The sequence below is a fragment of the Demequina aurantiaca genome, assembly GCF_000975135.1.
Lineage (GTDB): Bacteria > Actinomycetota > Actinomycetes > Actinomycetales > Demequinaceae > Demequina > Demequina aurantiaca.
Map to the genome: position 1 here is coordinate 808,380 of NZ_BBRF01000001.1, position 23,018 is coordinate 831,397.

Here is a 23,018-nt window from a genome sequence, read left to right on the forward strand (position 1 = left end):
CTCCCACTGCGCCTCGTCCGCAGCCCAATCCACAATGTCGCCCGTGTGGATCAGGTATTGGAGGTTGAGGCTCTCGCGCTCCTTGAGCAAGTAGTCGTGGATAGAGGTCTGGCGGTCGTAGATCTCCGCGCGGGCGTTGTAATACTGGGTGTCCGACTCCCACGCCAACGTGAAGTCATACTCGCTGCGAGGGGTGTCCTCGGGATGATTCGGCTCGATCGCGTCGTCGCGGGACGACAAGTCGTCCCCCGCAAAGCCCTCTGAGTGCTGAACGAGGGCCACCAAGGTGCCATCCTTCACGTACTCCTCCACCGGCACGGTCGCCTCGAGCGCGAAGACATCGCCCGTCGTCGCCGATGCCGCCGTCACGTGCCGATCGACCTCCACCCATTGGGCAGTGGTCGGGTCGAGCACGTACAGCAACACCTTCGCATTGGCGTTCGCACTTCCGTTCCACATCACGTGAGCCTGACCCTTGGCGTCCTTCGCCAGGGTCGACTCAAGGAGCACATATGGCAGTTTGGCGTCGCTCGAGGCTTCCATCGAGGTGCCGTCCATGCTGCCCAGGCGAGCCACGTCTGCCTCGTTGATGGTCCGGGCCTGGGGGCGATCAACCGCGAGGGCATCGGTCGCCTCGCCGACGCTCACCGTGACGTCATCGCCCAACGTGAGTGCTTGTCCGCGCGCGATGGTGACGTCGAGGTCGTCGCCGGACGAGTCGTCGATGACCGCCGCGAGTGTCGTCGAGTCGCCCACCGCCCTGCCGTCGTTCGGCCAGGCCGATGCCACAGTGGGTTTCTCCGCCGGGATCGAGTAGTCGATCGGCAGTTGGGTGGAATTCCCGATACGGTCCGTCGCGGTGATGACCGCCCGGTGGTCACCCGGCTCGGTGGTGAGGGATGACAGCGCGTACGGTAGCCGCACAGCGGTGCCGTCGAGAGTCGCGGTGACCAACTCCACGCCGGCGCCACTGTCCACGACCTCCGCGTCGAGAGTCACGTCGCCGCGCACTTCGGAGCCAGATTCGACGGAGGACGTCACCGTTGGCCCGGTGTTGTCGACGTTCACCCTGAGCGCCACCTTGTGGGTTCCGTCCGAGGCGGCAAAGAGGTGCTCACCGTCTGTGGCGGTCGTGGTGTCCCACTCGTACGCCAAGGCAGTGAACGCATCGTCGGGAATACGGAACGTGGCCTCAAGGAAGTCACTGGCCCCTGTGTTGTCCCCAATGTCGATCCACTCCGTGGGATCGGCGTTGTTGAGGGGGCGCAGGACCCGCCCGTCTGGCAGAGCCAGTCGGAAGTTCCGTGCCACAAAGTCGTCGTTCACTTCATCCTGGTCGATCTCTGGAGCTGCCTTGGTCCCCGAGTAGATCCGCACCGAGACATCCTCGCCTGGGTTGACCTTGTCGAGCGGAATCGACGCCTCAACGGTGCGGGTGTCCCCAAAGAAGCCCTCATCAAACACCGTGAGGATGTCGCCGTCCATCACCACTCCGTTGCGGAAATAGGGGTCGGTCAGCGTAGCCTCAAAGGCAAAGATCGGTTCGTGCTCCAGCTCGGCGGAGCCCTCGACGCGTTCGCCGTCGAGGGAGAGCTCGTGCGTGGCGGGGTACGAGTCGCCCCCCACGATCATGAGCGCTGTGCCAGCAAGGTCGTCGCCATCGTCACGAGTGAGACGAAGGGGCGCAACCTCCGCCAGTATGTCCGCGATGGGTCGTCCGGCATGGCCCCCACCCACGCGCAATGCTGACGCTGTGGCCGAATCCCGCAGCGTGTGCTCGGGGCCCTCGACGGTAGTAAATCCATCGAAGACAATGAATCGGTAGGTCAGCTCAGCACGACCGACGGTGTCCGCCCGTCCCAGATCCACGCCGTACATGCCCAATTCGTCAACCATCACGTCACGAGTCACGGTCGCGTCGAGGTCCGTGGAGACCTCCACCTGTACGGTGTGCAGGAGGGCATCATCCGTGATCCACGCGTCGAGGGTGATGGCGTTACCAGGGGTGAAAGTCGTTGGTGCCTCATCCAGGATGCGGGGCTCGCGGCCTGCCGTGGGCGCCTCCAGGAGTTCGACGTCGGCTTGCTCCGGAGTCAGCGTCCCGGGCGAGGGCTCCTCAAGACCCATACGGGGCTGAATCTCACCCTGCACCGCGACCGAGCCGTACTGGACGCCCGAGGCAACCGCAGCATCGGCCGATCCCTCCTCGTTGTAATACGCCCGCGAAAGTTGGACGCCGGAGCGGCTGAGGATCTCGATCCCGCGCATGAGGGAGTTTGCTAGCCCGTCGCCCTCGAGTTGCACCAGGCTCTCACCGTCGACCAGGCTCGTGCCGTAAGCGGCATTGAAGTCCGCGACGCTGCGTCCCGCCGACGAAGCGTTGCGCACCCACAACACGAGAGTTTCTCCCGGCTCGATGATCGCACCCGTGGTGACGGTGGGCCACAGCACGCTAGCCACAGTGGTGTGGTCCACCAGGGGATAGAGGTAGCGCACAGTGAAGTCATCCCAGGCAAGGGGGGCATCAGAGGCGTTGCGCACCTCGACGTACTCGAAGGCATCCGCACCCTTTGCATTGGGAGAGTTGGCGACGATCTCGCTCACCTGCAGGAGCGGGTCGTACCGCACCGGCTCCGGCGGAGGCCAGTTCAGGGTCGGCAACGCCGTAACGGCGGCCGATGCCGTGGCTGGCGGCGCGCCCACCAAGCCGGCGGCGACGGCCGCCACCAGGGCGATGGAGGTCCCGAAAATGCGACCGATGGGCAATGAACGAACAGCAGCGACTGCTGACACGTGTGCTCCAAGATTGAGGCGTCTGTGGCGGGTGCCGAGTGCGAGTCAATCAAGCGAGTCCGAGCGGGTCAACGCCATACGTGCCACTTCACCGAGCCTTCACCCAAGGTTCAGGAAACGGCCATGCGCCATGGTTGGGCAGGCCGGCGCGAGGGCACTGTCGCTACGCTGTGAATCACACCAACGCATCGTGTTGATCACTAGCTGGGAGTAGAACCGTGGGATATCCGGAGGACAACCTCGTCGAGGACGAGCGAATCATCATTCACAGCCGCACGCACTGGAAGGCCCTCATTGCCCCCGTGTTCTTCATTGTGGTCGGCACCACCCTTGCCGTCCTTGCCTGGAACTGGGCGAACTCGCAGAACTGGGGCGAAGGCGCGGAGTTGACGGTCATGATCATCTTGGGCGCCTTATGGCTGGTGGTTGTCATTTGGCTCTTTGCCGTTCCGGTCATCCGTTGGGCGACCAACCACTTTGTGGTGACCACCCGCCGCGTCATGTTCCGCACGGGCGTCCTCTCCCGCAGTGGCATCGACATTCCGGTGAGCCGCATCAACACCGTGCAGTTTCGCCACGGCATGATCGACCGCATCTTTCGCACCGGCACACTCATCATCGAGTCCGCCTCCGACGACCCGCTGTCGTTCGAGGACATCCCGAACGTCGAACGTGTCCATTCGATGCTCTATCAGGAGGTCTCCGACACTCAGGACGACGACGACTACCGCGACAGGAGCTCGCGACGCCAATAGCTATGGCGAACGAAGAAAGCCCCGGCCAGTTGGCCGGGGCTTTCTCATCTGTGGAGCCTGGGGGAATCGAACCCCCGACCTCCTGCTTGCAAAGCAGGCGCTCTACCAATTGAGCTAAGGCCCCGAGTGAGTGCTGCCACTCATTCAGTTACTGCGTAAATCAGATCCCGCGATGAACATCATCCCACAGATCGCGGTTCGTGTTGTCAGCAATCCATGTGTAGATCACCGCACCCGCCACAAAGGCGAGTCCAAGCAAAACTAACTTCTTCATGTTTCACCTCTGTGGGCCCAGGAGGACTTGAACCTCCGACCTCTTCGTTATCAGCGAAGCGCTCTAACCGCCTGAGCTATGGGCCCTGATGCCGCGTTGCCGCGGCGACCTAGGATACCCCACTCAGGCGCGCAGACTCAAACTCGCGCCTGATGTGGGGTTTTACAGGCCTAGTCGTCAGTCAAGGTGACGTAAACGCCACCCACCACCGAGGACACCGTGTTGTACAAGAAGGCACCAATGGTGGTGAGTGCCGTGAGCAGAACGACGTTAATGATCGACAGCAACACGGTCGCCGACATCACCTTCTCGAGGCTCGTGAACTGCAGCAGGTCTACTTCCTGGTTGGTCGTGAAGAGTTTCACGATCCAGTCGTTGATCATGACGAAGACGCCCATCTGGTTCACGACGTTCCACAGCACGAACACTGCAACAACCATCATGATGCCGATGGCGATCGACAGCAGGAAGCCCATCTTCAACGCCGACCAGGGGTCAATGCGCGAGAGCAGCACGCGCGCCTTGCGAGGGCCGCCCTTGCTCCGGGTGGCGGTGACGTCGTCGCCCTCGGTCAGCGACTCCTTGGCCCTGTTCGCGTAGCCCTTGAGCTTGCCCATCCCGGCTCCGACCGCACCTGCCGCACCAGCAGCACCGGCGGAAAAAGCAGATCCGGCTGTGGTGGGCTGTGCAGACGTGGCGGGGGACGTGGTCCGAGTTGGCTGAGGCGCGGGGGCCGTCGGCGCGCTGGTTGTCGCGGCCGGAGCCTGCGTGGTCGCAAACTGCGAGGAGGGGGCGGGACGCATTGCGGTGCGCTGCGGAACCGAGCCGGTGGTGGGAGTCTGGCCGGAGGTGGGCTGTGCCTCGGCCGCGGGTTGCTCATTCACCGGGCTAAAAATGCGCGCACTAGACGGCTTGGCGCGGTCATCCGCGTTCATATAACTCCTCTTGATGGGCGCGCGTAAGCGCGGACGTCAGTGCCATCGTACTTGAGGCGGCGACCATCGTCATGTGGCCGCGCCAATAGCCTCGGGCGCTGGCGAGTACGTTTCATCAACGTACAGAGGCGGCGCGGCGTTGCCGGCTCATGCTCTTTGGTGCTGCGGGGCGCTAAGTTTGGCGCATGACTACGGCAACGGCCACTACCGAAGACGACACCTCCAGCAGTTCCTTCCAGGACGCGCTGGGGATCCTCAAGCGCATCCCCGCGACCCTGATCACCATCGTGGTGGTGCTCGGCGTCGGCATCTCAACGCAGGCGTTGTGGAAGTCCGCCACGGAGATGGGGCTCACCGAACGGTGGGGCTTTGGCCTTCCCGCGTTCCAGGAAGGACAGTGGTACACGGTCTTTGTGGGTGCGGCAATCTCTCCCGAGCCGTGGATGTACGCGCTGATCCTCGCCACCTTCGCCATCGGCGCCGGCTACCTCGAGTACCGCTTCGGGGCCTGGCGCATGCTGCTCGCCGTGATCGGCACTCACATCGGGGCAGTGCTGCTGGTTGCCACGATGTTCTGGGCCTTGAGCGGCGTTGACGTGGCTTGGATTCAGCAACTTTCCAAGGTTCGTGACGTAGGGCTGTCCAACGGCGGATTCGGCGCCCTCGGTGCCGCCTCCGCGGCGATGGCACCACTGTGGCGCCGCCGCGTCCGACTGATCGGCTCCCTGTACGTCATCGCGATGATTCTCTATGCAGGCGAGATTTGGGACTTCACACACGCCGCCGCACTGTTCATCGGCCTCGCGATTGGTCCTCTCGTCGTGGGTCGGCCCTATGAAAAAATTGATTGGCACCTCGGCCGCCAGGAGATCCGCGATCTGGCGGGAATCATCGTCGCGTTTGGCGCCGTCCACCATCTCCTGACGCGGCTCTGGCCGGGCGAGGGCGGCATCCTCAGCTTTGGTGTACCCGAGGACACCTCCGAGATCTCGCTCCTGACTCAACTCGGATTCACGATCATCTCGCTCACCCTGTCCTATGCGCTTCACCGCGGACGGCGGGCGGCACGGATCATCATCCTCATCATCACCATCGGGGGTGCTGCGCTGATTGCGATCGGAATCCCCAACCTGCACCCCAGCCAGTGGCTGGATCTCTTCCTCGACCTGGTGCTCATCGCGATTCTGTTCATCTGGCGCCGTCACTTCATGGTCCGTGGCGACCGGCGCACCCGACGCCGCACCTACCGAAGGATCCTGTTCCTGGGCCTTGGCGTCGCCGCCTTCAACGTGGTCGCGATCATGGCGCTCCGCAACAGCTTCACGCCAACCCCCACCCTTGGCACCGCCATCGGTGAGTCAGTCTTGCGCATCTTTGGGCTCTCCAACGGCGAGACGGAACCAACCACCACTGCGGCACGTCTCCTCGTGAGTTCGATCGGCGTGATTTGGTTCATCGCCGTCGCGATCGCGTTCGCCGCCATCATGCTGAACAGCAGGGCTGCTGCGACGGACCCCACCAAGAAGGAACGCTTCATTCAGCTCCAGACGGACACCACTGGAATGACCGACGTGGGCTACATGGCCCGTTGGGACGGCCTGGCCTACTGGGTTTCCGACGCGGAGCGTGTCGCCATCGCCTTCAAGCAGATCGGCGGCACGGCGATCGTGCTGTCCGATGCCGTCGGCAGGCCAGAGGACGTACGCGAGGACATGCACGAGTTCTTCGACTACTGCCGTTCGCACGGCCTGCGACCCACGTTCTTCTCCGTGACTGCGGAGTTCCGCGACCTCCTCGAGACCTTCGGCTACCGGTCCATCCAGGTAGCCGAGGACACCGTCATCCGCCTGCCCGAACTCGAGTTCAAGGGCAAGGCCTGGCAGGACGTCCGTAGCGCCATCAACCGGGCCAACCGTGAGGGCGTCACCATGACGGCCGTGCGCATGCACGATGCTCCCCGGGGCCTCAAAGACCAGCTGGGAACCATCGCCGCGCAGTGGGTGGGGGACAAGTCCCTGCCCGAGATGGGATTCACGCTGGGTGGGCTGAAGGAGGCCGATGACCCCAACGTGGTCATGCACCTTGCGGTCCACGAGGACGGCACGGTTCACGGCATGACCAGCTGGATGCCCGTCTACCGCGACGGTGACGTGGTCGGTTGGACCATCGACATCATGCAGCGCCGCCTAGACGATGGCGTGATGAGTGGCGTCATGGAGTTCCTGATCGCTCAGACCGCCATGGAGTTCAAGGAGCAGGGCTACGAGTTCATCTCGCTGTCCTGTGCCCCACTGTCGTACTCCGCCGAGACCGGCAGCCCGCTGGAGCGCATGCTCGATATCCTCGCGGACAAGATGGAGCCGTACTACGGCTTCACCAGCCTGGAGCGCTTCAAGGCGAAGTTCAAGCCGCAGCACGTGCCGATGTACCTCGCGTACGAGGACGAGGCTCAGTTGCCCGGAATCTCGGTCGCCATCCTGCGCGCGTACCTACCGGACGCAAAGGCCACCGACCTGATTCGCGCAGCCGTCCAGAAGGACGACTAGCGATCGGCCGATGCTGGGGCGAGCCGTCGCCTCACGCATCGGCCGGGCACGGCCTACCGTTACCGTGACCGCCTGAGGCGATCACGCATCGGCCGGTGTTAGTGACCGCCACCCAGGTGGCCCGACATGCGACCGTGGAACTTGAGAGATTCATCGTTCAAGCCCTGGATGTCCACGCTCTTGCCGTGGTTCTCATACTTGTAGACGATGCTGTCGAGGGTCGCAACGGTCGAGGCGTCCCAGACGTGCGACTGAGTCATGTCGATCACGATGTTCTCAGGATCGCCGGCGTAGTCGAACTGGCTGAACAGGTCGTTGGAGCTTGCGAAGAACAGCTCTCCCGTGACGGTGTAGCGGCGGGTATTGTCCTCGATGGGCCCGCCGACGACGGTTGCGAGGTGCGCGACGCGACGCGCGAACAGGATGCTCGCCAGCAACACACCGGCGACCACGCCGTAGGCGAGGTTGTGGGTCGCGACCACCACGATGACGGTGACCAGCATGACGGCGGTCTCCGACTTGGGCATGCGCTTGAGGGTGCTCCACCGCATCGAATGCCAGTCAAAAGTCGCCCACGCCACAAAGATCATGACGGCCACGAGCGCGGCCATGGGGATCGAGGCGACGACGTCACCGAGCACGAGGATCAGGATCAGCAGGAAGATGCCGGCCATGAACGTCGACAGGCGCGTGCGCGCACGGCCCACCTTCACGTTGATCATGGTTTGGCCGATCATGGCGCAACCGCCCATGCCACCAAAGAAGCCGGTGATGATGTTCGCGGCACCCTGACCCCAGGCCTCACGAGTCTTGTCCGAGTGCGTGTCCGTGACGTCGTCGACGAGCTTGGCCGTCATCAGCGACTCGAGCAGGCCAACCGCAGCCATCCCGAGCGCGAAGGGGAAGATGATCTGGAGCGTCTCCATGTTCAGCGGAACATTCGGGAACAGCAGCGAGGGCAGGCCCTCAGGCAGTGCGCCCTCGTCGCCCACGGTCGGGACCGCGATCGCGAAGATAGTCGTCACCAACGTCAGGCCCACGATCGCGACGAGCGGTGCGGGCACCACCTTGGTGAGCTTGGGGAAGAAAGCGATGATCGCCAGTCCCGCGATGACCAGGGGGTAGACCACCCAGGAAACGTTCTGCAGGTGGGGGATCTGGGACATGAAGATGAGGATCGCGAGCGCGTTCACGAAGCCGACCATGACCGATCGCGGAATGAAGCGCATGAGCTTGGCGATGCCGAGCACCGCAAACAGCACCTGGATGACTCCACCGAGGATGACCGCGGCAATCATGTAGTCGAGACCGTAGTCACGGGCGAGTGGTGCGAGCACCAGGGCAACCGCGGCCGTGGCGGCCGAGATCATCGCGGGGCGTCCGCCCAGGAAGGCAATCGAGATCGCCATGGTGAACGATGCGAAGAGCCCCACACGCGGGTCCACGCCGGCGATGATTGAGAAGCTGATGGCCTCGGGAATCAGCGCGAGCGCCACCACCAGGCCGGACAGGATCTCGGTACGCGCGATGCGCGGGCTCAGCCACTCGGGGCGACCCCACGTCTTGGGCTGCGTAATTCGGCCCCAGGCGTTCGTGACCTCGGGCACGCCCGTCGCGGTGCGGGCCTCCGCGATGGTCTGAACCGCGGCATCGGCCGTCTGTTCTGGGGGTGTCGGCTGTTCCGACTCGTTGCTCTTCTTGCTCGTCGTCATGACTATCCTCACGGCGGCGAGTCGATACTCGCCTCAAATCGTCGCCGTGGCGCAAGGCGCGCACCGGCCGGGGCGCAGGCGTATCCCCGCGCAAAAAATGGGTGGTGGCCGTCGACGGCCTCCACCAGGGTACCTGACGCGAATCTTGCGTCCCATGTCGCGCGAAGCTGCGGCCGGGATTCTCGTCCCGTCACCCAACAGTGGTGCCGCGCCACTGAAGGCCTCTCCGCAGTCACTCAGTGCGGAAGTAGAGTCCACATCCGCACTAAGTGACTGCTAGACGAAGACCCGCATCGCTGTGTACTGGGACGCAGAAGGGCCGGGTTCCCTGGCGAGAACCCGGCCCTTCTGACACGGTGACGCAGTGACGCGGCGGCGAACTACCTAGGCGTCGGTGGGCTCCCACTTGGTACCGGGGTCGCCCAACTCCTCAGGGGCCTCGCCCGCGAGGTTGGCGCGCAGCTTGGCGCCTAGGTCCCCGTCCACATTGGTCCAGTACTGGATGGCGCGCTCGCGAATGTCCTCCGACACCACCGCACCCACGTGACCGGTGATCTGGTCGAGCAGGCTCTGGCGCTCGGCGTCGTTGAACACGTCGCGGTAGAGCGTGCCGGGCTGACCAAAGTCGTCGTCCTCGGCGTGCAGGGTAGCGGCGGCGCGAGTCATCTCGCCGTCGGTCTCCCAGCCACCGGACTCGGCTGCGCGCTCGGGGTCGGCGTGAGCGCCACCCTTCGAGTTGGGTGCGTACACCGGGGTGTCGGCTGACGCGAAGTTGTAGCGCATCGAGCCTTCCTTGGAGTAGGAGTGACCGTTCGCATCGGCGTTCTTGGGCTGGTTGACGGGCAACTGAGCGTGGTTGGTGCCCACGCGGTAGCGGTGAGCGTCTGCATAGCTGAAGATGCGGGCCATCAGCATCTTGTCCGGCGACGGACCAATGCCGGGGACAAAGTTGGACGGCGCGAAGGTGGCCTGCTCGATCTCGCCGAAGTAGTTCTGCGGGTTGCGGTTGAGCTCCATGGTGCCCACCTTGATGCGCGGGTAGTCAGCCTGCGACCAGATCTTGGTCAGGTCGAACGGGTTGAAGCGGTAGTCCTTCGCCTCCTCGTACGGCATGATCTGCACGTACAGCGTCCAGGTGGGGAACTCGCCCTCCTCGATGTGCGTGTACAGGTCGCGAATGTGGTGGTCGGAGTCCGATCCAGCGAGCTGCGCGGCCTCGTCACCGGTCATGTTGTGAACGCCCTGGTCAGAGATGAAGTGGTACTTCACCCAGAAGCGCTCGCCCTCGGCGTTGATCCACTGGTACGTGTGCGAGCCATAGCCGTTCATCTCGCGCCACGTGCGGGGAAGGCCGCGGTCGCCCATGAGCCAGGTCACCTGGTGAGCAGACTCGGGACGCAGCGTCCAGAAATCCCACTGCATGTCGTTGTCGCGCAGGTGCGAGCCGGGCAGGCGCTTCTGTGAGCGAATGAAGTCAGGGAACTTGATGCCGTCCTTAATGAAGAAGACGGGGGTGTTGTTGCCGACCAGGTCGTAGTTGCCCTCGGTCGTGTAGAACTTCAGCGCGAAGCCGCGGGGGTCGCGCCAGGTGTCGGGCGAACCCTGCTCGCCGGCCACGGTGGAGAAGCGGGCGAGCATCTCCGTCTTCTCGCCGGGCTGGAACAGCGCCGCGCGGGTGTACTTGGACACGTCCTCGGTGACGGTCAGGGTGCCGAAGGCTCCGCCACCCTTGGCGTGCACGACGCGCTCGGGCACGCGCTCGCGGTTGAACTGTGCGAGCTTCTCGACCAGGTAGTGGTCGGTCAGCGAGATGGGCCCGTCCTGGCCGACGCTGAGCGAGTGGTCGTCGGATGCGACCGGAACGCCCGCATCGTTGGTCGTGAACTTTTCAGTCATGTCACTTCTCCTTCGTTGAGATGAGATTGGATGAAACTTGCTCGCCAGGGTCCGCCTGGCAGTCGCCACACAGTCCCCAGTAGGTGACCTCGGCCTCGACGATGGCAAAGCCACCATCGGCGCTCGGTGTCAAACACGGTGCGTGACCGACGGCGCAATCGACGTCGGCGACCACGCCACAGTTAGTACAGATCACGTGGTGATGGTTGTCTCCCACGCGCAACTCAAAAAGACCGGGCTGGCCGGCAGGCTCGATGCGACGAACTATCCCGGTGCGGGCCAGGTCGCCAAGCACGTTGTAGACCGCCTGGCGCGAGGTGTTCGGCAGCGACTCACGCACCCGGGCGTAAACAGCATCGGCGCCGGAGTGTGGAAGTGCCGCAAGCGCGGTCAACACTGCGAGGCGCGACTCCGTGACTCTCAGCCCGGCCGCGCGCAACACGCTGGCGCCGTCGGGCGCGAGAGTGGCGGGCTGGGTGGCGGTCATTCGCTCAGCCTAGGCCGTTGTTTTGATTCAGTCAAAAGAAGCCGACGCTGTGGGCGCCTCGAGCGTCAAGCCCACTGGCCGCGCTCCATCAGGACCTCCTTGAGGATGTCGGCCCGGTCGCTGACGATGCCATCGACGCCCAGATCCAGCAACTCCACCATTTCGTCGCGGTCGTTGATGGTCCACACGTGAATCTGACGGCCCACCTTGTGCGCAGATTCAACCTGGCGCCTGCGAAGAAACTTCACACGTCCGTTGCGCCAGGGGATCTGCAGTGCGTCGACCTCGCCGAGCGTGATCTCCGGGTCGGCACCCAAGACCGAACCGATCAGCCACCCAATCGCCTCGCGCTGAGCTGCGGGGCTCGCAACCGGACGGCTCAGCAACTTGAGCGTCTTGCGGCGACGATCCGCTGAGAAGGACCCGATGCACACGCGGTCGTGCGACTTTGTCTTCTCAATGACCTTCGCCACGGGCTCGATGGCCGAGACACCCTTGACGTCGATGTTGACTTTCACGTCGGGCCACGTCCCCAACACGTCCTCGAGCGCGGGGACGGGTTCAATTCCGCCGATGCGGGCCACCTTCACAGAGTCCCAGCGCCGGTTCGACACCTCGCCCGTGGCATCGGTGGTGCGGTCCAACGTCTCGTCGTGTAGCGCCACCGCCACGCCGTCCTGGGTTCCGTGGGCGTCAGTCTCGAGGTAGCGATACCCCAGATCCACCGCCGCCTGGAACGCGCGCATCGAATTCTCTAGGCCCTCCAGGGAGAAGCCCCGGTGGGCAAGCGCGATGGGGAAGCCCTGGTTGTCAAAGTACGGGTGGCGAGTGGTCATGCCTCCACGGTACCCACGGCGAGTACGTCCGTGGCGCTGCCGCTCCTAGTCCAGGATGGAGTCGAGCCACTCACCCACCGCGTCAAAGTAGGCCTGGCGTGGCCCCGGCGCAGACAGCGAAACGTCGTGCATGGCGCCCTCCACCTCCAGCATGGTCACCTTGGGCCCGAGACCAGGGCCGTTCCTACGGATCGGATCCACATCCACCACGGTGTCCTGCGAGTCCACCCGTGGGTTATCGAACTTGTCGGGACCGGTCGAGTCGGCGTGCGCGACCAGCACGGGCACCTGGATGGTCAACCCCTTGGCCACGCGACGACGTGCGGAAACTGTGGCTCCGAGCCACCCGGCCGTCGCGGGCTCGCCCGTCGACTTCTTCCAGGCGCCATCAAACACCCAGCCGCCGCCGTCTTGGGCGGCAAGGCGCTGCGTATAGACGGTGGGCGCGGGATCCATGACGAACGTGGGGGCCAGCGCGCCGATGACCGGCGTGAGCTCAATGCCCACCGCCTTCCAGCTCTTGAGTCTGAGCCCAAAGAGGGGGCTATTGAGAATGACGCCCGCGAGGTTGGGGTGGGAGACATCACTGGCCCAAATGGCCGCGCCCAGCGCTCCGGTCGAGTGACTGTGGACGATGACCGGGAGGTCGCCGGCATCGGCGACCGCGGCATCAATTGCCGCAGTGATGTCCTCGCCCAGTTCGGCGATGCGCGTGAAGTGGTGAGGCAACTCTCCCGGCTGCAGCGATCTTCCCGCTCGACGCATGTCCACGGCGTAGAACGCCAGGCCGTCGCCGGCAAAAGCGTCGGCGACGTGGGTCTGGAAATAGTAGTCATTGCGACCGTGGACGTGCAGCACGATGCCGCGGGGCCGGGCGGGTTGGTCCATGCGGCGAACTAACGTGCGCACCACGCCTCGGTTGCGACGAGTCTGTGTGGGCTCCGGCAGCCGAGCAGCCTCATAGCCCGCAAGAATGTCTGGTTCCCAGTCCAGCACGGTGGCCTTGTCATTCACGGGGGCGTCACGCTTATCCATTTTTCGATCGTATCGCTCAAATTCGTGACGTTCGCGCGTTCGTTACCCGTTGGCCACCGTCCACCGGCACACTATGACGTATGACGGACGCGCCGACGCCCCCGCACCCGCTCGCCTCAGCCGACCCCGGCTCCGATGTCGTGGAACGAGTCCCTCGTAAGCGAGTGGTGTCGTGGGCGCTGTGGGACTGGGCGACCCAGCCGTTCAACTCCGTCATCATCACCTTCGTGTTTGTCGCGCTCTACCTGGCGAGCGACAGTTTTATCGATCCCGCGATTGCCGCACTGGGCGAGGGCAACGCGACCTACGACGCTGCCATCGCCGCGCTCGTCTCCAAGGTGGGCTGGGCCGTCACCATTGCCGGGGTGTTTGTTGCCCTGATCGCACCCGTCATCGGCCAGCGAGCGGACTCGAGCGGTCGCCGCAAGGCCTGGCTCGCGGGCTGCACGACCGTGCTGATCGGCTGCATGTTCGGCCTGTTCTTCGTCCAGGCTCAGCCGTCGTTCTTCCTGCTCGGCGCCTCACTTATCGCCATTGGCGCCATCTTCAATGAGATCGCCGGCGTGAACTACAACGCCATGCTGGTGCAGGTCAGCAACAAGAAGTCTGTGGGTCGAGTGTCCGGTCTGGGCTGGGGCCTGGGCTACATCGGCGGGATCGTGGCGCTGGTCATCGTGGTCGTCGCGGACGGCGCGGACTGGTGGGGCATGGATACGTCCAACGGAATGGCGTATCGCTTGATCGCGGTGGGTTGTGCCGTATGGACCATCATCTTCGCGTGGCCAATCTTCGCCTACGTTCCTGAGGTGCCTGGCACCCAGCACGCGCGGGTGAGCATCTGGCGTGGCTACGCCGTGTTGATTCACGACCTCAAGGAGCTCTGGCGAGACGCGCGCAGCACGCTATGGTTCCTGTTCGCCTCCGCCGTCTACCGAGACGGTCTGGCCGGAGTCTTCACCTTTGGTGCAATCATCGCCTCCAAGTCATTCGGCTTCGACAACCAGCAGGTGATCATGTTCGGCATCGCTGCCAACCTCGTGGCCGGAGTCTCCACCATGATCGCGGGGCGCTTCGATGACACCTTCGGACCCCGCACGGTCATCCTGTTCGCACTCGGCGGCATCGTCGCATCGGGCCTCGCCGTCGTCATCTTCCACTCTGCCGGCGACATCGTCTTCTGGGTGTTCGGTCTGTTGCTCACCACCTTCGTTGGCCCCGCGCAAGCGGCGTCTCGGTCATTGCTTGCGCGGGTCAGCCCTCCCGGACGCGAGAGCGAGATCTTTGGCCTGTACGCCACCACGGGGCGCGCGGCGTCTTTCCTCGCGCCCGGCATGTGGTCTCTCGTCATTGCGCTGACCGGCGCCACCATCTGGGGAGTGTTCGGCATCATCGCGGTGGTGCTGGCCGGCATGATCATGCTGTTGTTCGTGAAGATGCCCCCGGCGGCGCGCTCAGAAGGACAAGTCGCCCAGTCATCCGTCTAAACCGAAGAACTGGACGTTGAGAAGGTCAACCCGGTCGGTTGTCCGTCTCAACGCACAGAGCGACATCAGCACAAACGCAGAAGCCCGGGTCACCCCCCCACTTCAGCTGGAGGGCGCCCGGGCTTTGGCGATGCTGACTAGTCCTCGGTCGTCGGCTCGGCTTCGGTCGTTGCCTCGGGAGCGGTTTCCACTACGTCGGCCGATGCCGCGGCGGCCGGCGCTCCCGCGTCACCGTCCGGCTCGGCGTCGTCATCGCCCGCGAGCTTGCGCTCGACGTTGCGTGCGATGCCGATGATGCGGTCACCCTTGGCGGGCTTCGCAAACGTGACACCCATAGTGTTCTTGCCGCGCGCGTCGACCTGATCCACACTTGACCGAAGTACCTTGCCGGATTGCATGATGACAAGCACCTCGTCGCCCTCGTCCACGAGTAGCGCGCCGATCAAGTCGCCACGCTCCTCGGTCAGCTTGGCAACCTTGACGCCCAGACCACCGCGGTGCTTCGCACGCCACGCCGATGCCGCGGTGCGCTTGGCGAAGCCGTGTTCGGTGACCACGAACGAATAGGGACCCTCGGTGTCGGTGACCACAGCATCGTCCGCCGCGTCGCCTTCCGCATCGTCGCCAGCCTCGGGCACTCCCGCCGCGATGACATCCATGGCGAGGAGCTCGTCCTCGTCGCGGAAGCTCATGCCCTTGACGCCGGACGTCGCGCGTCCGGTGGGGCGCAGCTCACCGTCGTGCGCATTAAAGCGCAGCGACTGACCCTTGCGGGAGACCAGCATCAGGTCGTCATCATCGGAAACGAGTCGCGCCGCCACCAGTTCATCGGGCCGTAGTTCGCCGTCCTCACCCTCGACGTCGCGCAGGTTGATCGCGATCAGACCGCGCGAACGGTTCGAGTCGTAATCCTCCAGGCGGCTCTTCTTGACCAGGCCGCGCTTGGTGGCGAGCACCAAATACGGCTTGTCGGCGTAGGTGCGCAAGTCCATGACCTGGGCGATCTCTTCGCCCGGCTGGAACTCCAGCAGGTTCGCGACGTGCTGGCCCTTGGAATCGCGGCCGCCCTCGGGCAGGTCGTAACCCTTGGCGCGGTAGACACGACCCATATTGGTGAAGAACAGCAGCCAGTGATGTGTCGTGGTGACCATGAACGTGTCAACCATGTCGTCGCTGCGTAGCGTGGCGCCGCGGATTCCCTTGCCGCCACGCTTCTGCGCACGGTACTGGTCCGAGCGGGTGCGCTTGGCATAGCCGCCGGACGTGATCGTGACGACGACCTCCTCCTCGGCGATGAGGTCCTCCATGTTGACCTCACCGTCGAACAGTGAGATCTCCGTGCGGCGGTCGTCGCCGTACTTGCGGACAATCTCACCGAGTTCTTCGCCGATGATGGCACGCTGACGGTCCTGTGAGGTAAGGATCGAGTTGAGGTCCTTGATCTCGGCCATGAGTGCCTCGTACTGAGTCTCGATCGACTGCTGCTCGAGTGCGGCGAGGCGGCGCAACTGCAGGTTGAGGATTGCGGTCGCCTGGACCTCGTCCACGTCGAGCAGTTCCATCAGGCCAGCGCGGGCCTCGTCCACCGTGGGGGAGCGGCGGATCAGCGCGATAACCTCGTCGATCGCGTCGAGCGCCTTGAGATAACCCTGCAGAATGTGAGCCTCACGCTCAGCCTCGCGCAGACGGTACCGCGTGCGGCGAACGATGACCTCGAGCTGGTGCGTGACCCAGTGGCGCACAAAGCCGTCGAGGGCGAGCGTGCGGGGCACACCGTCCACGATCGCCAGCATGTTGCAGCCAAAGGACTCCTGCAGCTGCGTGTGCTTGTAGAGGTTGTTGAGGACCACCTTGGCGACGGCGTCGCGCTTGAGCACCACGACCAGGCGCTGGCCGGTGCGGCCGGAGGTCTCGTCGCGCAGGTCGGCGATGCCCTGGACCTTGCCGTCCTTGACCAACTCAGCGATCTTGATCGCCAGGTTGTCGCGGTTGGCCTGGTACGGCAGTTCGGTGACGACCAGGCACATGCGCCCCTGGATTTCCTCGATGTTGACAACCGCGCGCATCGTGACGGAGCCGCGACCGGTGCGATACGCCTCCTCAATGCCGCGACGGCCCAGAATCGTGGCGCCGGTGGGGAAGTCGGGTCCCTTGATGCGCTCGATGAGTGCCTCGAGGAGTTCCTCGCGAGACGCCTTGGGGTTGTCCAGGTACCACTGCACGCCCTCGGCAACCTCGCGGAGGTTGTGCGGGGGAATGTTAGTGGCCATACCGACCGCGATTCCCGACGACCCGTTAACCAGCAGGTTGGGGAAGCGTGCGGGCAGGACGACGGGCTCTTGGGTGCGACCGTCATAGTTGTCCTGGAAGTCGACGGTGTCCTTGTCGATCTCGCGGACAAGTTCGAGCGCGAGCGGCGCCATCTTGCACTCGGTATACCGCGAGGCGGCCGCGCCGTCGTTGCCGGAGGAACCGAAGTTTCCTTGACCGTCGATCAGCGGGTAGCGCAGGGCCCAGGGCTGAACCAGGCGAACCATCGCGTCGTAGATGGCCGAGTCGCCGTGGGGGTGGAACTTACCCATCACGTCGCCCACCACGCGCGAGCACTTGGAATACGCACGGTCGGGGCGGTAGCCGCCGTCGAACATGGCATACAGGACACGGCGGTGAACGGGCTTGAGTCCGTCGCGGACGTCCGGAAGAGCACGTCCCACAATGACCGACATGGCGTAGTCCAGGTAGGACCGCTGCATCTCGGTATTGAGGTCGACCGCCTCGATGGTTCCGTGGTTGACCACCCGCTCGCTGATGCCGGGTGTAATGGGATTAGATGTCAAGGAACCTCACGTCCTTCGCGTTGCGCTGGATAAAGTTACGGCGTGCCTCGACGTCGTCGCCCATCAGGGTGACGAACACTTCCTCGGCGGCTGCGGCATCGTCCATGGTGACCTTGAGCAGCGTGCGCGTCTCTGGGTCCATGGTGGTGACGCGAAGTTCCTCGTCGTTCATCTCGCCCAGACCCTTGTAACGCTGGATGCCGTTCTCCTTAGGGATCTTCTTGCCTTCCTTGATCCCCTCGTCGAGCCGGTTGTCACGCTCGCGGTCCGAGTACACGTACTCGTGGTCCGCGTTCGTCCACTTGAGTTTGAACAGCGGCGGCTGTGCGAGGTACACGTAGCCGGCCTCGATCAGCGGGCGCATGTAGCGGAACAGCAGCGTAAGTAGCAGGGTGGCGATGTGCTGGCCGTCGACGTCGGCATCGGCCATCAGCACGATCTTGTGATACCTGGCCTTGTCGATATCGAAGTCCTCGCCAATGCCCGCGCCGAACGCGGTGATCAGGGCCTGGACTTCGTTGTTGCCGAGCGCGCGGTCGAGGCGAGCGCGCTCGACGTTCAGGATCTTTCCGCGGATCGGCAGGATGGCCTGGTTGTGAGGCTCGCGACCAGCGCCAGCGCTACCGCCTGCCGAGTCACCCTCGACGATGAAGATCTCGCACTCTTCGGGGTTCTTGGACTGGCAGTCCTTGAGCTTGCCGGGCATGCCGCCGGATTCGAGCAGACCCTTGCGGCGCGTCGCCTCGCGCGCCTTACGTGCGGCCATGCGAGCCTGCGACGCCTGGATCGCCTTGCGGATGACTTCCTTGCCCTCGTTGGGGTGGCCGTCGAACCAGTCCGTGAGCAGTTCGTGGACTGCCTTCTGGACGAACGTCTTTGCCTCGGTGTTACCGAGTTTGGTCTTGGTCTGGCCCTCAAACTGCGGCTCGGCCAATTTGACGGAGATGACGGCGGTGAGGCCCTCGCGGACGTCGTCACCGGTCAGGTTGTCGTCCTTCTCCTTGAGGATGCCCTTCTCCCGCGCGTAGCGATTGATGAGCGAGGTCATCGCCGCACGGAAGCCCTCTTCGTGCGCACCACCCTCGGTCGTGGCAATCGTGTTCGCGTAGGTGAATACCGACTCGGAGTAGGCGTTCGTCCACTGCATCGCGAGCTCGGCGGAGATCTTCTTGTCTGGACTCTCCTGCTCAAAGCTGATCACCTCGGGGTGGACCAGCTCGGCCTTCTTGGCCGCATTGAGGTGCGCGACGTAGTCGACCAGGCCACCGTCGTACTTGTAGGTGACGGACCGCAGCGTCTGGTTGCCGTCCTCGTCCTCTTCCATGTGCTCGGGACGCTCGTCCGTCAGCGAGATCGACAAGCCCTTGTTCAGGAAGGCCATCTGCTGGAAGCGAGCACGCAGCGTCTCGAAGTCATAGTCTGTGGTCTCAAAGATGGTGTCGTCAGCCCAGAACGTTTGCTGTGTTCCGGTCTCCTCCGTGGCCTCGCCCTTTTCCAGCGTGCCCTGCGGGGCGCCACCGTTGGCGAAGGTCTGGCGCCACACGTTGCCCTGGCGCTTCACCACCGTCTCAACCTTGGAACTCAGCGCGTTAACGACGGAGATACCCACGCCGTGGAGTCCACCGGAGACCGCGTAGCCGCCGCCGCCGAACTTACCGCCGGCGTGCAGAATGGTCATGACAACTTCAACCGTGGGTTTGCCCTCGGTGGGGTGAATGTCGACGGGGATGCCGCGACCGTTGTCGGTAGTGCGCACGCCGCCGTCGGCCAAAAGCGTGACGGTGATGGTGTCGCAGTAGCCGGCGAGGGCCTCGTCAACGGAGTTATCGACAACCTCGTAGACCAAGTGGTGGAGGCCTCGTTCACCGGTCGAACCGATGTACATACCGGGGCGCTTGCGGACTGCTTCGAGTCCCTCTAGTACGGTGATGTTTCCGGCACCGTATTCAGGCTCGACCGCCTGTGCGTCGTTCTTGGCCACAAATTCCCCTTTTAAGCGGATGTCGCACGCCTAGACGGCACGCAGGATAACTTGGATCATTCTAGCGCGGTTTAGGCCGGAATTTGTGTGATTTTCGGCTATCTGTGAAGAACGGGACACCCCACCAAAAACGACATCATCCGTACGTGTCCCGTGGGCCACGACCCTTCACCGTGCGCGGACCCTTGGTCCAGGAGCGCGTCGTGGGTCCCGCGACTTTGATCTCACGCACGATGTCGCGACCAAACTCCTCGTTGATGCGGTGGCGTATCTGTCCCGACATGATGGTCAGCTGAGTGGCCCACGCGGTAGAACTTGCCTTCACCGTCAGGATGCCCTCGTCAAAGCCCAGCGGCTCGCAGTGATCCGCGATCTGGTCGCCCACCACCTCGCGCCAACGGCCGGTCACGCCGGACACCTCGAGTTGCTCAGTCCAACCCATGCGACGCATCAGCGTGTCCACGGCGTCGCTCATCGCTAGCGGATCGCGGCCGCCCTGGAACGGCTGGCTCTCACGACGTTTAGTTTCACGCGTGACGCGTGCTGCCCTGGGGGACGTGCGAAACGCACCTCGCTCACGGGCCGATGCTCGGGCCCGGGCCATCGCCTCGCGAGCCAAATCCGCCCCGTCTTTTCGGGCAGGGGACGAATTCGTGACCTCGTATTCCTCGGTCGGCTCGTCGATCTCATTCATCGTCGTCACCCGATGTCGACTCAGATGCGGCGGCGGAGCCGCCGCCGAAAATTTTTCCATCGGCTACGCGAATGACTTCTCCGGTGAGGGCCTCAGGAACATCCTCAGCCACTGCCGCGGTAATTAACACCTGGCTCGCATTGACTAGGCGCTCGGCGAGTGCGGCGCGACGGCCGGCATCCAACTCCGCGAACACGTCATCCAGAATGAGGATCGGCTCGCCATCCTCGCCAGCATCCGGTCCGTCGTCTGCGGTCAACAGATCGTAGGAACCCAGCCGCAGCGCCAACGCACACGACCAACTTTCACCGTGACTTGCGTACCCCTTCGCTGGCATCTCGCCCAAGCGAATCTCCAGGTCGTCCCGGTGCGGACCCGCTAGCGTCACACCGCGGTCGAGTTCCTTGGGGCGAAGCTGCCCCAGGCGCTCCAAGAGCCGAGCACTAATATCCGCCGCCGATGCATCGGCCGGAAGAGGTTCGACGTGATCGTCGCGTCCCTCCCCACGGTCTAAGGAAGTCGCGTACGCGACTACACATTCACCGCCGTCAGGCGCAACATCCGCGTAAGCGGTCGAGACGTAGGGAGCAAGAGCGGTGACCGCGCGGCGGCGCGCCGCGACAATCCGACCACCAAGATCGGCCAATTTCTCATCCCAAATGTCGAGCATCGTCAGGTCGCCGCGGGCATGGCGTGCACTCTTCAGCATGCTGGATCGCTGACGGAGTACTCGGTCGTAGTCAGCCATATCACCGGCAAGCGCAGGGTGCAGCGCCACACACAGTTCGTCCATGAAGGTCCGTCGCCCGCCGGGATCTCCCTTGACCAGTGCCAAGTCCTCGGGGGCGAAGACCACGGTTCGCACAATTCCGATGAGATCACGCGGACGGGCTGCGCCGCGATTCAGCCGGGCGGTGTTGGCTTTGCCTGGCACCAAGGTCACCTCGAGAGACAGCGACCTGCCCGCCTTGTCTACCCGGGCCCCGATCACCCCACGCTGAGCACCGAACCGAATCAACGGTGCGTCGGTCGCCACGCGATGGCTCGACAGGGTGGACAAATAGCGCACTGCCTCAACCACATTCGTCTTGCCCTGCCCGTTGCGACCGACCAGCGTGGTGACGCCGGGGCCGAACTTCACGTCGATCCCCTCGTATGAGCGGAAGTCCGTGAGCTGCAGGTGGGTGACGCGCATCGGCGCGCGCTTTAGGAGGCGATACGGATGGGGACGAGCAGGTACCTGAACTCGGACGCGACGGTTCCGCCCGGCTTGTCGAGTCCAACGAACTCGACAGGCTTGGTGTCCTGCGTGAATCCCAGTTGCACGTACTCGGAACCCAGGGCGTTCAGGCCATCCAACAGGAACGCAGGATTGAAGGCGACCACAATCGGCTCGCCATCCAGGGTGCACTCGAGTGCCTCGGAGGCCTGGGCGTCATCGGTCTGACCTGCATCGAGAGTGACCTCGCCCTCCGTGAAGGCAAGTCGCACAGAGGAATTTCGCTCGGCGACGAGCGATACGCGCTTGGTTGCCTCGATCAAGTCGGACGTCTTGACCACTGCCGTGATGGGGCTCTCGTCGGGGAAGAGTCGACGCACCTGCGGGTAGTCACCATCCATAAGCAGCGACGTCGTCACCAGGCCGCCGGCCTCGAATCCGACGAGGTCGACGCCTTGGCCGGAGCTCAGCGCAACGGTGACATCACCGGCACTCAGCGACTTGGCGGTCTCGTTCAACGTCTTGGCTCGAACCAAGGCGACGGCCGATGCATCGGGCGACGAAGGCTTCCAACTCACCTCACGCAGCGCGAGACGGTAACGGTCCGTCGCGAGCAACGAAATGTGCGAGCCCTCAATCTCCATCCGCACGCCAGTCAGAATCGGCAACGTCTCGTCACGCGACGCGGCGGACGTTACCTGGCTGACAGCGTGCTGGAATTCAGCGCCGTCAATTGTGCCGGACTGTGCCGGGAACTCGGGAAGCGTGGGGTACTGATCCACGGGCATGGTCGCGAGCGTGAACCTTGAGGCGCCACATGTGACGGCCACCTTGGTGCCATCGAGCACAAACTGCACCGGCTTGTGGGGAAGTGCGTTGGCGATTTCCTTGAGGAGACGACCGGAAACGAGGACCTCGCCCGGAGCCTCAACGTCGGCAGCGAATTCACTGCGGGCGGAGACCTCGTAGTCAAAGCTAGCGAGCTTCACGGTTCCTGAGTCATCGGCGACGATGCGGACGCCGGCCAGCACCGGAACAGGTGGTCGCGCCGGAACGGCGCGCGAAGTCCAAGCAACGGCGTCAGCCAGCACGTCGCGGTCGACGGAAAACTTCATTGAATACTCCTCGGGTCTGTCGGACAGACTACGCCAAGAGTGGGTCTGAATGACAAGGGTTGACGCCATCTAACCAGCAAGCCCCGACAACGGGAGCGATGCCCGGGCGGCGCGTGCCCAATGAAGGACCAGTGGAAAACTGAGAAGAGAAGATGAGTAGTAGTCATAGGCACTGGTGAAACTGTGGAGATCCTTCGATCAGGCTGGTAAATCACAATATTGGGATGTGCACGGATTGCGGATAGAACGTTGATGAATGACACGTTGCTTGTGAACGACGGATCGCGCGCTCACAGAACTTGTGATTTCTTCACAACTCGTCCACGAACACTCACGCTTGTGTCCACGAGTATGCACATAGTTATTCACAGGTGTGCACTACGGGCGAATGACATCAAATCGGACAGAACGACATGATG

At 63.7% G+C, this 23,018-nt stretch carries 16 protein-coding genes and 2 tRNA genes; 3 read left to right on the forward strand and 15 right to left on the reverse strand.

Going from position 1 to position 23,018, the window contains the following annotated elements; translation table 11 throughout:
- Positions 1 to 2,793 (reverse strand): lamin tail domain-containing protein (locus tag AOP73_RS11990; RefSeq protein ID WP_500778257.1); only part of this gene is annotated, 2,793 nt, incomplete at its 3' end.
- 218 nt (positions 2,794 to 3,011) lie between these two features.
- Between AOP73_RS11990 and AOP73_RS03620 the strand changes: the two genes are divergently transcribed.
- On the forward strand, positions 3,012 to 3,548 hold the full coding sequence (locus tag AOP73_RS03620) for a PH domain-containing protein (protein ID WP_061963243.1): 537 nt from the start codon (positions 3,012 to 3,014) through the stop codon (positions 3,546 to 3,548).
- A 51-nt stretch (positions 3,549 to 3,599) separates the two neighbouring features.
- On the opposite strand, the gene AOP73_RS03625 is transcribed toward AOP73_RS03620, so the two are convergent.
- From AOP73_RS03625 to AOP73_RS12160, 4 genes are all read right to left on the reverse strand, one after another.
- Positions 3,600 to 3,672, reverse strand: a tRNA-Ala gene (locus AOP73_RS03625).
- A 36-nt stretch (positions 3,673 to 3,708) separates the two neighbouring features.
- The gene (locus tag AOP73_RS12155; protein ID WP_236683491.1) at positions 3,709 to 3,822 is read right to left on the reverse strand and encodes a DLW-39 family protein; all 114 of its coding nucleotides are present in this window, start codon (positions 3,820 to 3,822) and stop codon (positions 3,709 to 3,711) included.
- A 12-nt stretch (positions 3,823 to 3,834) separates the two neighbouring features.
- Positions 3,835 to 3,908, reverse strand: a tRNA-Ile gene (locus AOP73_RS03630).
- An 84-nt stretch (positions 3,909 to 3,992) separates the two neighbouring features.
- A complete protein-coding gene (locus AOP73_RS12160; protein WP_236683492.1) occupies positions 3,993 to 4,706 on the reverse strand; it encodes a DUF3566 domain-containing protein in 714 nt (237 codons plus the stop codon).
- 236 nt (positions 4,707 to 4,942) lie between these two features.
- Here AOP73_RS12160 and AOP73_RS03640 point away from each other — a divergent pair, with 236 nt between their 5' ends.
- Complete coding sequence (locus AOP73_RS03640; RefSeq protein WP_061963244.1) at positions 4,943 to 7,303, forward strand: bifunctional lysylphosphatidylglycerol flippase/synthetase MprF; 2,361 nt, start codon at positions 4,943 to 4,945, stop codon at positions 7,301 to 7,303.
- Positions 7,304 to 7,401: 98 nt separating this feature from the next.
- Here the strand turns inward: AOP73_RS03640 and AOP73_RS03645 are convergent, their stop codons facing one another.
- The 5 genes from AOP73_RS03645 to AOP73_RS03665 form a co-directional block, all read right to left on the reverse strand.
- Entirely contained in the window at positions 7,402 to 9,015 is a 1,614-nt protein-coding gene (locus tag AOP73_RS03645) for a SulP family inorganic anion transporter (protein WP_084626530.1), read from the reverse strand.
- A gap of 384 nt (positions 9,016 to 9,399) precedes the next feature.
- The gene (locus tag AOP73_RS03650) at positions 9,400 to 10,911 is read right to left on the reverse strand and encodes a catalase (RefSeq protein ID WP_061963245.1); all 1,512 of its coding nucleotides are present in this window, start codon (positions 10,909 to 10,911) and stop codon (positions 9,400 to 9,402) included.
- Between the two features lies 1 nt (position 10,912).
- A complete protein-coding gene (locus AOP73_RS03655; RefSeq protein ID WP_061963246.1) occupies positions 10,913 to 11,398 on the reverse strand; it encodes a Fur family transcriptional regulator in 486 nt (161 codons plus the stop codon).
- A gap of 65 nt (positions 11,399 to 11,463) precedes the next feature.
- Entirely contained in the window at positions 11,464 to 12,234 is a 771-nt protein-coding gene (locus tag AOP73_RS03660) for a glycerophosphodiester phosphodiesterase family protein (RefSeq protein WP_061963247.1), read from the reverse strand.
- Positions 12,235 to 12,279: 45 nt separating this feature from the next.
- Complete coding sequence (locus AOP73_RS03665; protein WP_061963248.1) at positions 12,280 to 13,269, reverse strand: alpha/beta hydrolase; 990 nt, start codon at positions 13,267 to 13,269, stop codon at positions 12,280 to 12,282.
- Positions 13,270 to 13,349: 80 nt separating this feature from the next.
- Here AOP73_RS03665 and AOP73_RS03670 point away from each other — a divergent pair, with 80 nt between their 5' ends.
- Positions 13,350 to 14,753: an MFS transporter gene (locus AOP73_RS03670; RefSeq protein ID WP_061963249.1), complete on the forward strand. Its 1,404-nt coding sequence runs from the start codon at positions 13,350 to 13,352 to the stop codon at positions 14,751 to 14,753.
- A gap of 137 nt (positions 14,754 to 14,890) precedes the next feature.
- On the opposite strand, the gene gyrA is transcribed toward AOP73_RS03670, so the two are convergent.
- From gyrA to dnaN, 5 genes are all read right to left on the reverse strand, one after another.
- Positions 14,891 to 17,506, reverse strand: coding sequence for a DNA gyrase subunit A (gyrA, locus tag AOP73_RS03675; RefSeq protein WP_152650594.1), 2,616 nt, complete (start codon positions 17,504 to 17,506; stop codon positions 14,891 to 14,893).
- 73 nt (positions 17,507 to 17,579) lie between these two features.
- Complete coding sequence (gene gyrB / locus AOP73_RS03680) at positions 17,580 to 19,571, reverse strand: DNA topoisomerase (ATP-hydrolyzing) subunit B (protein ID WP_236683494.1); 1,992 nt, start codon at positions 19,569 to 19,571, stop codon at positions 17,580 to 17,582.
- Between the two features lie 136 nt (positions 19,572 to 19,707).
- Positions 19,708 to 20,265 (reverse strand): DciA family protein, encoded by a 558-nt coding sequence (locus AOP73_RS11695; protein WP_160295426.1) that lies wholly within the window; start codon positions 20,263 to 20,265, stop codon positions 19,708 to 19,710.
- Positions 20,258 to 21,460 carry a DNA replication/repair protein RecF gene (recF, locus tag AOP73_RS03690; RefSeq protein ID WP_061963252.1) on the reverse strand — a complete coding sequence of 401 codons (1,203 nt, stop codon included), beginning with the start codon at positions 21,458 to 21,460 and terminating at the stop codon, positions 20,258 to 20,260. The genes AOP73_RS11695 and recF overlap by 8 nt, the downstream gene beginning before the upstream one ends.
- Positions 21,461 to 21,471: 11 nt before the next feature.
- Positions 21,472 to 22,599: a DNA polymerase III subunit beta gene (gene dnaN, locus AOP73_RS03695; protein ID WP_061963253.1), complete on the reverse strand. Its 1,128-nt coding sequence runs from the start codon at positions 22,597 to 22,599 to the stop codon at positions 21,472 to 21,474.
- Positions 22,600 to 23,018: the final 419 nt, after the last annotated feature.